This window comes from Comamonas sp. JUb58 (assembly GCF_004364775.1).
Taxonomy (GTDB): domain Bacteria; phylum Pseudomonadota; class Gammaproteobacteria; order Burkholderiales; family Burkholderiaceae_C; genus Comamonas.
The window spans coordinates 142,167-155,351 of record NZ_SOAL01000005.1 but is presented as its reverse complement, the minus strand read 5'-3'; the positions used below and the strand labels follow the sequence as shown (position 1 = coordinate 155,351).

Here is a 13,185-nt window from a genome sequence, read left to right as displayed (position 1 = left end):
GACAAGACATGACAACCGTGAAAGACTGGGCCCAGCCCTATGCCTCGCAGCGCTCGCCCGTACTGGGCCGCAATGTGGTGAGCACCTCGCAACCGCTGGCAGCGCAAGCGGGCCTGCGCATGCTGCAAGCAGGCGGCAATGCGGTGGATGCGGCGCTGGCCGCAGCGATGACCTTGACGGTGGTGGAGCCCACGGGCTGCGGCATTGGCAGCGATGCCTTCGCGATTGTCTGGGACGGCCAGGAGCTGCATGGCCTGAACGCCTCGGGCCGCGCGCCTGCCGGCTGGACGCCGGAATACTTCGACAAACTCGGCGGCATCCCAGAGAAGGGCTGGAACGCGGTCACCGTACCCGGCGTGGTCTCGGGCTGGGTGGAGCTGTCCAAGCGCTTTGGCAAGCTGCCTTTTGCGCAAGTGGCGCAACCGGCGATCGACTATGCGCGCCACGGCTTTGCGGTATCGCCGACGATTGCCAAGCTCTGGGCACTGGGCCTGGCCAAGCTGGGTGACCAGCCCGGCTTCAAGGAATGCTTTGCCCCCGAAGGCCAGGCTCCGCAGGCGGGCAGCTGGTTCCAAAGCGAGGCGCATGCCCGCACCCTGGAAGAGATTGCCGAGACCCTGGGCGAATCCTTTTACCGGGGCGCGCTGGCGCAAAAGATGGCGGCCCACAGCCAGGCCAACGGCGGCGTGATGACGGTCGAGGACCTGGCCGCCCACCGCTGCGACTGGGTGGGCACGGTGGCCCAGCCCTTTGGCGACTCGGTGGTGCATGAGATTCCGCCCAATGGCCAGGGCATTGCCGCGCTGATCGCGCTGGGCCTGCTCGATGCCATCGGCATCGGCGACCAGCCGCTGGACAGCGCTGAGACCGTGCACCTGCAGATCGAGGCGATGAAGCTGGCGCTGGCCGACCTGGCCGAGTACAACGCCGATATCGACCATATGCGCGTCCACCCGCAGCAAGACCTGCTGAACCCGGCCTACCTGGCCGAGCGCGCCAAGCTGATCGACCGCAACAAGGCCAGCCTGGCCCGCTACGGCGCGCCCAAGCCAGGCGGCACGGTCTACCTGACGGCCTGCGACGAGAGCGGCATGATGGTGTCCTTCATCCAGTCCAACTACATGGGTTTTGGCTCGGGTGTGGTCGTGCCGGGCACCGGCATCAGCCTGCAAAACCGGGGCGCTGGCTTTACCACGGAGGCGGGCCATGCCAACCAGGTGGCGCCGGGCAAGCGTCCTTCGCACACCATCATCCCCGCCTTTGCGATGCATGCCGATGGCAGGCCGCAGATGGCCTTTGGCGTGATGGGCGGCCCCATGCAGAGCCAGGGCCATGTGCAGATGTCCGTGCGCGTGCTGCGCTATGGCCAGAACCCGCAGGCCGCTGCAGACGCACCGCGCTGGCGCGTGACCGGTGGCAACCAGGTCTCCGTCGAGCTGGGCTTTGACCCGCAGGTGATTGAAGCGCTGAGTGCGCTGGGCCATGAAGTGAGCATCGAAGAGGGCCATGGCGTGTTCGCCTTTGGCGGTGCGCAGCTGATTTTGCGTGAAGGCGGCCACTATGTGGCCGGTTCCGATCCGCGCAAGGACGGCCAGGCGGTCGCCTACTGACGCATAGACAGATCCAACACAGCCAGGGCGCCACCGGACTTGTGTCGGTGGCGCTTTTTTTGCGTCTGTCTGCGCCCGCCGGGATCAGCGCGATTCGCGCACCGACAGCCAGGCGCTCAGCGCCCCGCCCAGCGCAATCGCGACCATGCCGAGCACCGCCCAGTGGTCGGGGATATGGCCATACAGCATCCAGCCGGCGAAGACCGCAAAGGGGATCTGGCTGTAGAGGAAGGGCGATATGGTGGCCGGCTTGGCATGCTCATAGGCCTTGAGCAGCATCAGGTGGCCAATGGTGCTGCCCACGCCCATGGCCAGCGCTGCCAGCCACAGGGCCATGGTGCCGGGCAGTTGCCAGAACCAGGGCAGGCTGGCGGAGGTCAGCACCAGGGCCAGCAGGCTGGTGTAGATCTGCGTGGTCACCGGTCGCTCCTTGCCGGCCATCTGGCTGCTGACGATCTGGTAGGCGGTGTTGGCCGCCAGCTGCAGCGCCGGCCAGACCAGCGCGCCGCCGCTGAAATTGGCGCTGCCCGGGCGGATGATGACCACGGTGCCCAGAAAGCCCATGGCCACCAGTACCCAGCGCAGCGGGCTGACGGGCTGCTTGAGCCAGAGGGCCGCCACCAGGGTCATCGCCAGCGGCGTCATCGCGACGACGGCGGTGAACTCTGCCAGCGGCAGGTAGCGCAGGCTCATCATCGCGCAGGCATTGCTGCTGCAAAACAGCGCGGCGCGCGCCACCTGAAAGCGCGGATGCGTGGTGTGAAACGCGGCACTGCCGTATTGGTAGACGCCCCAGCCAACGGTGAACACCGATTGCAGTAGATAGCGCAGCCACAGCGCCATCAACAGCGGCAGCAGCGCCCCCGCGTATTTGGAGCCGGTATCGAGCAGGCAAAAGCAGGCGCAGGCAATGACTGTCAGCACAATGCCGGCGAGGGCTGAGCCCTGGCCAGGGCGGCGGGGTGGGGGTGTGCTGGTGGTCTCGGGCACGCTGGCAGCGCTGTCCGCAGCAAAGGGGGGAGGGGCGCTCAGGCCTCTGGCAGGCAGCGCGGAGGCATGGGAGGGTGCTGTCGGGGAAGTCACGCGGGCAAGGGCACCATGCGGCGGCCGGTCTCCTGCGGAGTCGATGGGCTGGCGGGGTGTGCTTCCATTGTAGAAAGCTGCCCAGCGCTGGGGCGCCTTGCGTGGCGCAGTCGCTGCAGTTCTGGCCCGGCATTGTCCGTTCAGTGACAGTGTGGGGATGCTTTGCGCCTGCTCAGGGTTTGTACCCGCCTCAAACCGAGGGGAACAAAACAGCGTGTTACCATTCAAATGAGAACGATTCGCAAATGTGTCAGCTCTGTAAAGCCTCCGGGCGCTGCAGCCTGGCATCCATCAAGCGAAGTTTCCATTCCATCAACCGCTGGGGCTTCCGCTGCGGGCACAAGAAAAAAGTAGCGATACAGTCTTGGGTCGGGTGCATGCAGGGGGCTGCCAGCTTTCCGACCAAAGGATGTTCCATGTCGCGCTCCGCTCGCTCCACCGTCAACCGCCGCCAGTCGCTGCTGCAATTGGGTGCCTTGGTGACCTTGCCCTGGGCGGCAGGTTCTGCACTGGCGCAGCAGACCCTGACGGTGCAGCAAGCGGGCGGTGCGGTGCAGATCCCCGTCAAGCCCAAGACCATCCTGGTGTTTGACCTGGCCGCGCTCGACTGCCTGCGCGCGCTGGGCGCCGAGGTCAAGGGCGTGCCCGAGGTCGTGAAGTTCCCGCCCGTGCTGGAGCAGTACGCCAGCAAGGACTACACCCGCATTGGCAGCCTCTTCGAGCCCAACTACGAGGTGGTGAAGGGCCTGAAGCCCGATGTGATCGTCGCCGGTGGCCGCTCGGCCGCCAAGGTGGCCGAGTTGGCCAAGATTGCGCCTACCCTGGATCTGACGGTGGACAACACCCAGCCGGTGGCCAGCGCCTTCAAGCATTTGAAGATTCTGGGCGAGATGGTCGGCAACGAAGCCCAGGCCCAAACCCTGATGGCCGCGATGCAGGCCGATATCGACAAGCTCAAGGGCATGACGGCCAACAAGGGCACGGGCCTGATGGTGATGACCAATGGCGGCAAGCTCAGCGCCTATGGCCCGGGCTCGCGCTTTGGCATGCTGCACGATGTCTATGGCATTCCGGCCGCGAACAAGGACATCAAGGTGGCCGGCCACGGCCAGGCGATCTCGTTTGAGTTCATCCTCAAGACCAACCCGGATTGGCTGTTTGTGCTGGACCGCGATGCCGCCATCGGCCGCGAAGGCGCATCGGCCGCCAAGCTGCTGGACAACCCGCTGGTCAACGCCACCAAGGCGGCCAAGAAAAAGCAGATCGTCTACCTGAACTCGGCCAATTGGTACCTGCTGGGCAATGCCAGCCCTGGCTCGCTGCATGACGATGTGACGCAGCTGATCAACGCCTTCTCCAAGGCTTAAGAACGTGCTTACGATCTCCTCGCGCCGCGACAGTGTCTTTGCGGGATGGGATGCGAGGCGCAATACCGCAGCAATAGCCATGCTATTGCGAGGATTTGCAACGACGCAGACCGCCCGCAAAGCCACTGTCCCTACGGGTTGGAGTGAAATCGGGCGATTTCTGCGCGCTGGCCCTTGCTTGCACCCCGGTGCAAGCTGCGGACCAGCCCTTCGAACTCATCCCGATTGCACTTCAACGCGGCTGCGTAGAGATCGTAAACACGTTCTTCTTGCCTTGCTGAGCCAGCGCTTGCGAGCCACAGCATGACAACCACGATTGAGAAAGCGCCACGCGGCGGGCGCGGCCTTGCGCTGCGCCCGCTGGCTTTTGTGCTGCCAGCCATCGCCTTGCTGGCGCTGCTGGCCTTTATCAGCCTGCTGGTGGGCGTCAGCGATGTGTCGGTGACGACCTTGCTGCGCCTGTTCTCCCACAACGACGATGACCTGGCCACCCAGGTGCTGGTGGCCAGCCGCGTGCCGCGCACCCTGGCGCTGCTGCTGGCCGGCAGCGCGATGGCGGTGGCCGGCCTGCTGATGCAGATGCTGGCGCGCAACCACTATGTCGAGCCCACGACCATGGGCACGGCGGAGTCGGCGGGCATGGGCATGCTGATCGGCATCCTGTGGTGGCCCGATATGCCTGTGTTCGGCAAGATGGGCCTGGCGGCGGTGTTTGCACTGGCGGGCACGGCCTTGTTTTTGGCGGTGCTCAGCCGCATACGGCTGCGCTCGGCGCTGATCGTGCCCTTGGTCGGCCTGGTGCTGTCGGGCGTGATCGAATCGGCCACCACCTTTATCGCCTACCGCTTTGACCTGATGCAGGCGGCGCGCTCCTGGATGACGGCCGATTTCTCGGCCATCGTGCAGGGCCGCTATGAAATGCTCTGGCTGTCGCTGGGCATCACGCTGCTGGCGATGATGGCGGCCGACCGCTTCACGGTGGCCGGCATGGGCCAGGAATTTGCCACCAACCTGGGCCTCAACTACAAGCGCCTGGTGGCGCAGGGCGTGCTGGTGGTGGCGGTTGTCACCGCGTCGGTGATTGTCACCGTCGGCATCATTCCCTTCGTCGGCCTGATCGTGCCCAACCTGGTGCGCCTGGTGGTGGGCGACAACGTGCGCAAATCCGTGCTCTGGGTGGCCTGGGCGGGCGCCTTGATGGCGCTGGCCTGCGACCTGATCGGGCGCGTGGTGATCGCACCCTACGAGATACCGATCGGCACCGTGATGGGGGTGCTGGGCAGTGCCATGTTCCTGGCGCTGCTGCTGTCGCGCCGCCAGCGCATGGGAGGCTGAGATGAACACCTCGTCTACTGCGGCTGCCGTGGCGGCACCCGCTCCCGTGTCTTGGCTGGGCACGCCGGCGCGGCGCCTGTGGCTGCTGCTGGCGCTGGCGCTGCTCGCCAGCCTCTACTTCATGACCAGCCAGGTGCAGGCTGAGTGGAGCTTTGTGCTGCCCTTGCGCGGCAAGAAGCTGGCAACGATGTGGACGGTGGCCTTTGCCATCGGCGTCTCCACCGTGCTGTTCCAGACGGTGACCAACAACCGCATCCTGACGCCGGCGGTGATGGGCTTTGACGCGCTGTTCCAACTGATCCAGTCGGTGCTGGCTTTTACGTTGGGCGTGGCGGCCATGCAGATCCCCGAGCTGTCCCGCTTTGGCATGAATGTGGGGCTGATGGTGCTGCTGTCGACCAGTCTGTTTGTCTGGCTGTTCCGGGGCCAGGCCAGCAACCTGCATCTGTTGCTGCTGGTGGGCATTGTCGCGGGCATCTTTTTTCGCAGTCTCAACAACTTTGTCTGGCGCGTGATGGACCCCAATGAGTTCACCGTGCTGCAGGACCGCTTGTTTGCGAACTTCAACACCGTCTCGCTGCCCCTGCTGCTGCTGTCGCTGCCGGCGATTGCGCTGGTGGGTGTCTGGGTCTGGCGCCAGCGCCATCTGCTCGATGTGCTGGCGCTGGGGCGCGAGGTGGCCGTTAACCTGGGCGTGAACTACCAGCGTTCGGTGATGGGCGTCTTGGTGGTGGTGGCCATTCTGGTGTCCATCTCGACCGCGCTGGTCGGGCCGGTGACCTTTTTTGGCCTGCTGGTGAGCAATATGGCCTACCAGCTGATGCACAGCCACCAGCACCGCTACACCTTGGCCGGCTCGGTGCTGCTGGGTGGCTTGCTGCTGGTGGGCGGCCAGATGGTGCTGGAGCGCCTGTTTGGCTTCAACACCTCGCTGTCCATCGTGGTGGAGTTCCTGGGCGGACTGACCTTTATCTATCTCTTAGTGCGCAAGGCCAAGAGCTGAGCGCGGTGACCATCCATGATTGAAACCGATAAGCTGCGCAAGACCCATGGCACCACGACGGTGCTGCATGACGTGAGCCTGCGCATTCCCCAAGGGCAGCTGACCGCCATCATCGGGCCCAATGGCGCGGGCAAATCCACGGCGCTGTCCCTGATCAGCCGGCTGATGCCGATGACCTCCGGCAGCGTGCGCATCGAGGGCCAGGACATCAGCACCACGGCCAGCGATGCACTGGCGCGTGTGATGGCCATCCTGCGCCAGGACAACCAAAGCGCGCTGCGCCTGACGGTACGCGACCTGGTGGCCTTTGGCCGCTTTCCGCATTCCAAGGGCCGGCTGACCGAAGAGGACCGCGTGCATGTGGATGCGGCGCTGAACTACTTGAAGCTGCAGCCGCTCAGCGAGCGCTTTCTGGACGAGCTCTCGGGCGGCCAGCGCCAGCGTGCCTATATCGCCATGGTGCTGTGCCAGAACACGCGCTACATCTTGTTTGACGAGCCGCTCAACAACCTGGACATGGCCCATGCCGTGGGCATGATGAAGCTGCTGCGCCAAGCGGTGCAGGATGCAGGCAAGACCGTGGTGGTGGTGCTGCACGACATCAACTTTGCCGCCAGCTATGCCGACCACATCATCGCGATGAAGGCGGGTGCGCTGTACTGCGAAGGGCCGCCCGAGGTCGTGGTGCGCGACGAGGTGCTCAGCGACCTGTATGAAATCCCTGTGCAGGTGCATGAAGTGGGCGGCCGGCGCTTCTGCGACTATTTCTGATAGGGCTTTTGTTTGGTAGATTGGTGCCGGCGCATGCCACCATGCCACCGCAACCACAGGAAGCACCTGCCATGGCTAAAGATATTCTGGTCAAGGACAAGAAGCGACTGAGCCTGCACACCTGGAAGGTCGAAGAGGGCTTCTCGACCATTGGCCGCGACCCGGGCAGCAGCTTTGTGCTGGACCACCCCAGTGTGAGCCGCAGCCATGGGGCGTTTTTTCTGCGTGAGCGCTCTGGCGTGCTGACCATCGAGGACCATGGCAGCACCAATGGCACCTTGGTGAACGGCGTGCCGGTCAAGCGCAAGATTCTCTACGCCGGCGATGTCGTGCAGATCGGCGACTTTGAGCTGTATGTGCTGCAGGGCTCGGCCGCACAAGGGCGGCCCGGGCCTGAGCTAGGTGCTGGCCGGGCTTGAGCCGGCCTGGTTTTTACGATGCAGCAGGCGGCTGATCGCTGGCCGCATCGGCCGCATCGGCAGACGCTGGCTCTTTCATGCGCTGCAGCAGCATCGAGTCGCCATAGCTGAAGAAGCGGTATTCCTGCGCAATGGCATGCTGGTACAGACCCATGATGTGCTCGTAGCCGGCAAAGGCGCTGACCAGCATCATCAGGCTGCTCTTGGGCAGGTGGAAGTTGGTGACCAGCATGTCCACCACCCGGAAGGGGAAGCCGGGGGTGATGAAGATATTGGTGTCGTCCGAGAGCTGGCCGGTGCGGGCCCAGGATTCCAGCGTGCGCACGGTGGTGGTGCCCACCGCAATGACCCGGCCACCGCGCAGGCGGCAACGCTCCAGCGCCGCCAGGGTGGGCAGGGGAATGTTGTACCACTCGCTGTGCATCTGGTGGTCTTTGAGGTTCTCGGTCTTGACCGGCTGGAAGGTGCCCGCGCCCACATGCAGGGTCACGCTGGCGCGCTCCACGCCCTTGGCTTCCAAGGCAGCCAGCACTTTTTCGTCAAAGTGCAGTGCCGCGGTGGGGGCCGCCACGGCGCCGGGGTTCTTGGCGAACACGGTCTGGTAGCGCTGCTCGTCCTCGGCCTGGTTGGGGTCCTGGCCGGTCTGCTGTTCGCGTTCAATATAGGGGGGCAGGGGGATGTGGCCGTGCTGCTGCATCAGCTCCCAGGGCGATTCGCCCTGTGGGCCCGTCAGGCGCAGGCGGAACAGCGCGCCCATCTCGTTGGGCCAGCGGCCCAGCAGGGTGGCGTCAAAGCCACCGGCCTTCTTGCCGCCCATCATGTGCAGCACGCCGCCCACGGCCGGCTTTTTGCTGACCTTCATATGGGCCACGACTTCGTTGTCCTGCAGCACGCGTTCGATCAGCAGCTCGATCTTGCCGCCGCTGGACTTTTCGCCAAAGACGCGCGCCTTGATCACCTGGGTGTCGTTGAAGACCAGCAGATCACCGGCCTGCAGGAGATCGGGGAGCTCGTGGAAACGGCGGTCCACCAAGGTGGGCTCGCGTGCATCCAGCAGGCGGGAGCCGCTGCGCTCGGCAGCCGGGTGTTGGGCAATCAGTGCTTCGGGCAGCTCGAAATCGAAATCGCTCAGGTGAAATGTGCGGCGGGCACCGGAGAAGGCAGTCATCGTTGGCTCATGCAGGCGGAACACACCTGCAGCTCACAGGGATCAAAACAAGGGGGCGATTGTGCCACTGTGGCAGAGGCGCAGCAGGCTGCGCGGGCTTGGCGCGGTTGGTGGTGGCCTCCTACGTGCCGGGGCGGCGCAGTTGCTATAGTGGCCCGATGCAACGTCTTCGCAGCTGCTTGACCGTATGGCTGGTCTGGGTTCTGGGCATCCTCGCGGCACCTGCTGCCGGGGCCGCGCAGGAGGAAACCCTGCGCGTGGGCTCCAAGCGCTTCACCGAATCCTATGTGCTGGCCGAGATCATGGCCCAGCAGGCGCAGGCCGCTGGTGTCAAGACGCAGGTGCGCCAGGGCCTGGGCAATACCGCCATCGTCTACGAGGCCTTGCGCTCCGGCCAGATCGATGTCTATGCCGAATACAGCGGCACCATTGCGCTGGAGATTGCCAAGCAGGCCAAGGGCAGCGACCTGGCATCGCTGAACGAAGTGCTGGCCCCTATGGGCCTGGCGGTGGGTGTGCCCCTGGGCTTCAACGATGGCTATGCGCTGGCGATGCGCCGCAAGCAGGCCGAGGAACTGGGTATCCGCAGCCTGAGCGACCTGGCGCGCCACAGCGAGCTGCGCTATGGCCTGTCGAACGAATTCATCGGCCGGGGCGATGGCTGGCCGGGTCTGGCCCAGCGCTATAGCTTGCAGGCCAAGCCCCAGGGCCTGGACCATGGCCTGGCCTATGAGGCCATCACCCAGCAGCACATCGATGTGATGGACATCTACACCACCGATGCCAAGATCGACCACCTGGGCCTGTTGGTGCTGGAGGATGACAAGGCCTATTTCCCGCGCTATGACGCGCTGCTGCTCTACCGCCAGGATCTGCCCGAGCAAAAGCCGGTGGCCTGGGCGGCCCTGCAAAAGCTGCGGGGCCGGATCAGCGAAGAGGCGATGATCGGCATGAATGCCCAGGCCGAGCTGAACGGCCAGGGCTTTGCCGAGATTGCCCAGCAGTTTCTGGCGGGTGAGGCGCCCCAAGCCAATGGATCGACGGCAAGCGACCAGAAGGCCGCCGCACAGCCCAGCTTCGCCTCGCGGCTGTGGGCGCGCCTGGTCGCCCCCGATCTGTGGCGGCTGACGGCACAGCATCTGGCGCTGGTGCTGGTGTCCGTCGGTGTGGCGGCGCTGATGGCGGTGCCAGCCGGCATCATGCTGTTTCCGCATGCGCGCTCGCGGGCGTTGGCGCTGGGCGCGGCGGGCGTGTTGCAGACGATTCCATCGCTCGCACTTCTGGCGGTGCTGATTGCCTGGTTCGGCGTGATCGGGCGGCTGCCGGCGCTGGTGGCTCTGACGGCTTACTCCATTTTGCCGATTCTGAGCAATACCTGTGCCGGACTGGCCGAGGTCTCCCCCGGCCTGCGCAGCGCGGGCTCGGCGCTGGGCATGACGCGGCAGCAGCGCATGCGCTGGGTGGAGCTGCCGATTGCGATGCCCACCGTGGTTGCGGGTATCCGCACCGCCTGCGCCATCGGCATTGGCACGGCCACGATTGCGGCCTTTATTGGCGCCGGTGGCTTGGGCGAGCGCATTGTGACCGGCCTGGCGCTGAACGACAGCGCGCTGATGATGGCCGGTGCCTTGCCCGCTGCCGCGCTGGCCTTGCTGTCGGAGCTGGTGTTTGAGCTCTGGGAGCGCTACCTGCGGCGCCGGCGCCTGCGGCGCTGATGGTGACGCTGGGCCGCGCAGGCACTGTCTTTTTAACCAGTCGTGCGGCAAAGCATGCCAGAATGCAGCATTGCTGAAACCGCCTCCATGTCTGCTGCCACGCCTGCCAACTCCGCTGAAGATGCCACGCCCGCCAAGGGGCGCAAGCCTGGCCGGCCGCGCAAGGTAGCTGCAGCAACGCCTGCCGCCAGCGCCGCCAATACCGCCAACAGCCCAGCGAAGACCCCTGCCAAGAACCCGGCCCAGCAGGCCCTGGCCAAGCTGGGGCTGACGCGCGATATCGATCTGGCCCTGCACCTGCCACTGCGCTACGAGGACGAGACCCGCATCATTGCGCTGCGCAATGCCCGCGATGGCGAGGTCGCGCAGATCGAGGCGACGGTGGTGTCGGCCGATGTACAGCTGCGCCCCCGCCGCCAGCTGGTGGTGCGGGTGGAAGATGCCAATGGCGACCCCTGCGAGCTGCGCTTTTTCAGTTTCTACCCCTCGCACCAAAAGACCATGGCCGTGGGCAATACCTTGCGCATCCGGGGCGAGGTCAAGGGCGGCTTCTGGGGCCGGCAGATGCTGCACCCGGCCTTTCGTCTGGCCGGTGGCGAACTGCCCCAGTCGCTGACCCCCGTCTACCCCACCACGGCCGGGCTGCCCCAGCCCTATCTGCGCCGCGCGGTGATCAGCGGTGTGCAGCGCGCCGATCTGAGCGAAACCCTGCCACCCGGTGTAGACCTGCCCTATGCCCGTTACCAGGGCGAGGGCGGCCTGGGCCGCGCCTACACCCTGCGCGAGGCGCTACAGTTTTTGCATCACCCCACACCCGATGTGGCGCTGGCCACCCTGGAAGACCACAGCCATCCGGCCTGGCAGCGCCTGAAGGCCGAGGAGCTGCTGGCCCAGCAGCTGTCGCAGCTGACGGCCAAGCGCGAGCGCGACAGCCTGCGTGCGCCCGCGCTGGCGGCGCAGCGCATGGCCGATGGCAGCCTGAACCTGCATGAGCAATTTCTGGCTGCCTTGCCGTTTGCGCTGACCGGGGCCCAGCGCCGGGTCTGCGAGGAAATCGCCCGCGATCTGGGACGCAACATACCGATGCACCGCTTGCTGCAAGGCGATGTGGGCTCGGGCAAGACCATTGTGGCGGCGCTGTCTGCCGTGATCGCCATCGATGCCGGCTGGCAGTGCGCGCTGATGGCACCTACCGAAATCCTGGCCGAGCAGCATTTTGCCAAGCTGGTGGGCTGGCTGGAGCCGCTGCTGGCGCCGCGTGGCCTCAAGGTCGCCTGGCTGGCTGGCGCGCAAAAGAAGAAGCAGCGCACCGAGATGCTGGCCCTGGTCGAGAGCGGCGAGGCCGCGCTGGTGGTGGGCACGCATGCCGTCATCCAGGACCAGGTGCAGTTCAAGAAGCTGGGGCTGGCCGTCATCGACGAGCAGCACCGCTTTGGCGTGGCCCAGCGCCTGGCACTGCGGCAAAAGCTGCTGTCCACAGGCATGGAGCCGCATATGCTGATGATGAGTGCCACGCCCATCCCGCGCACCTTGGCGATGAGCTATTACGCCGACCTGGATGTCTCGACCATCGACGAGCTGCCGCCGGGCCGCACGCCGGTGGTCACCAAGCTGATCAGCGACAGCCGGCGCGACGAGGTGGTCTCGCGCATCGCCGACCAGATTGCCCAGGGGCGCCAGGTGTACTGGGTCTGCCCGCTCATTGAAGAGAGTGAGGCGCTGGACTTGTCCAATGCCACCGCCACCCATACCGACCTGAGCGAGGCGCTGCCCGGCGTCATGGTCGGTCTGCTGCATTCCCGCATGCCCACGGCCGAGAAAAAGGCGGTGATGGCCTTGTTCAGCGAGGGCCTGATGGGCGTGCTGGTCTCCACCACGGTGATCGAGGTGGGGGTGGATGTGCCTAATGCCAGCCTGATGGTGATTGAGCATGCCGAACGCTTTGGCCTGAGCCAGCTGCACCAGCTGCGCGGCCGCGTGGGCCGGGGCGCTGCTGCATCGGCCTGTGTGCTGCTCTATGCCGTGGGGGACAACGGCAAGCTGGGCGAAACCGCCAAGGAGCGCCTGCGGGCGATGGCAGAAACCTCGGATGGCTTTGAGATTGCCCGGCGCGATCTGGAAATCCGGGGGCCGGGCGAGTTTCTGGGTGCGCGCCAGTCGGGAGCGCCCTTGCTGCGCTTTGCCGATCTGGAGGCCGACAAGCATTTGCTGGAATGGGCACGTGAGCTGGCGCCGCATATGCTCGATCGCTGGCCGGATCTGGCTGCCAGCCATATTTTGCGCTGGCTGGGCGGCAAGGCGGAGTACCTCAAAGCTTGAAAATTAGTACATAGCTACTAGTGACGTTGCATGGCAGCATTGCAAACAAGATTTAAAAGTTGCAAAAAGACGACGAAATTTAGGTAAATTTTGATTGATTCGTGCTATGGCTGCTGCACAAAATGATGATGGTGTTGCTTAAATAGAGGATGGTGAACGCATCCTGTAACTGGATTTATGACTTATTGCGGTATCGGTTATCGCAAATATGTCTTATGAAACAGGGAGGTAGCAAAGCAATAAGGTGCATGACTATGTAGCATTGTGTAAATGCCAGCATCCATATTTACCTACGTGTCCCGTGAGCAAGCGCTTGCATTTGACGCATAATAGATTAATCCTATTTTTCTTGTTGCGCATTGGCACCCATGGTGCTCTGGAATAGAGTACAACTC

General features: G+C 64.7%; 10 protein-coding genes. 8 read left to right on the top strand and 2 right to left on the bottom strand.

Annotation, left to right across the window (positions count from 1 at the left end):
• Positions 1–8 precede the first annotated feature (8 nt).
• Positions 9–1,610: a gamma-glutamyltransferase family protein gene (locus EDF71_RS06945; RefSeq protein WP_133855858.1), complete on the top strand. Its 1,602-nt coding sequence runs from the start codon at positions 9–11 to the stop codon at positions 1,608–1,610.
• Positions 1,611–1,694: 84 nt separating this feature from the next.
• Here the strand turns inward: EDF71_RS06945 and EDF71_RS06940 are convergent, their stop codons facing one another.
• The gene (locus EDF71_RS06940; RefSeq protein ID WP_243854212.1) at positions 1,695–2,600 is read right to left on the bottom strand and encodes a DMT family transporter; all 906 of its coding nucleotides are present in this window, start codon (positions 2,598–2,600) and stop codon (positions 1,695–1,697) included.
• Positions 2,601–3,109: 509 nt separating this feature from the next.
• Here EDF71_RS06940 and EDF71_RS06935 point away from each other — a divergent pair.
• The 5 genes from EDF71_RS06935 to EDF71_RS06915 all read left to right on the top strand — a co-directional run bounded on the left by EDF71_RS06935 (position 3,110) and on the right by EDF71_RS06915 (position 7,588).
• Positions 3,110–4,060, top strand: coding sequence for a siderophore ABC transporter substrate-binding protein (locus EDF71_RS06935; RefSeq protein WP_133855856.1), 951 nt, complete (start codon positions 3,110–3,112; stop codon positions 4,058–4,060).
• Positions 4,061–4,363: 303 nt separating this feature from the next.
• Positions 4,364–5,395: an iron chelate uptake ABC transporter family permease subunit gene (locus tag EDF71_RS06930; protein ID WP_133855855.1), complete on the top strand. Its 1,032-nt coding sequence runs from the start codon at positions 4,364–4,366 to the stop codon at positions 5,393–5,395.
• Between the two features lies 1 nt (position 5,396).
• Positions 5,397–6,398 (top strand): iron chelate uptake ABC transporter family permease subunit, encoded by a 1,002-nt coding sequence (locus EDF71_RS06925; RefSeq protein ID WP_133855854.1) that lies wholly within the window; start codon positions 5,397–5,399, stop codon positions 6,396–6,398.
• 15 nt (positions 6,399–6,413) lie between these two features.
• Positions 6,414–7,169 carry an ATP-binding cassette domain-containing protein gene (locus EDF71_RS06920; RefSeq protein WP_133855853.1) on the top strand — a complete coding sequence of 252 codons (756 nt, stop codon included), beginning with the start codon at positions 6,414–6,416 and terminating at the stop codon, positions 7,167–7,169.
• 71 nt (positions 7,170–7,240) lie between these two features.
• Positions 7,241–7,588, top strand: a complete 348-nt coding sequence (locus EDF71_RS06915; RefSeq protein WP_166656476.1) for an FHA domain-containing protein — start codon at positions 7,241–7,243, stop codon at positions 7,586–7,588.
• A gap of 13 nt (positions 7,589–7,601) precedes the next feature.
• On the opposite strand, the gene queA is transcribed toward EDF71_RS06915, so the two are convergent.
• On the bottom strand, positions 7,602–8,756 hold the full coding sequence (gene queA, locus EDF71_RS06910; RefSeq protein ID WP_133855851.1) for a tRNA preQ1(34) S-adenosylmethionine ribosyltransferase-isomerase QueA: 1,155 nt from the start codon (positions 8,754–8,756) through the stop codon (positions 7,602–7,604).
• 158 nt (positions 8,757–8,914) lie between these two features.
• Here queA and EDF71_RS06905 point away from each other — a divergent pair, with 158 nt between their 5' ends.
• Both EDF71_RS06905 and recG read left to right on the top strand, forming a co-directional pair.
• The gene (locus EDF71_RS06905; protein WP_133855850.1) at positions 8,915–10,471 is read left to right on the top strand and encodes a glycine betaine ABC transporter substrate-binding protein; all 1,557 of its coding nucleotides are present in this window, start codon (positions 8,915–8,917) and stop codon (positions 10,469–10,471) included.
• Between the two features lie 87 nt (positions 10,472–10,558).
• Positions 10,559–12,790 (top strand): ATP-dependent DNA helicase RecG, encoded by a 2,232-nt coding sequence (gene recG / locus EDF71_RS06900; RefSeq protein ID WP_133855849.1) that lies wholly within the window; start codon positions 10,559–10,561, stop codon positions 12,788–12,790.
• Positions 12,791–13,185: the final 395 nt, after the last annotated feature.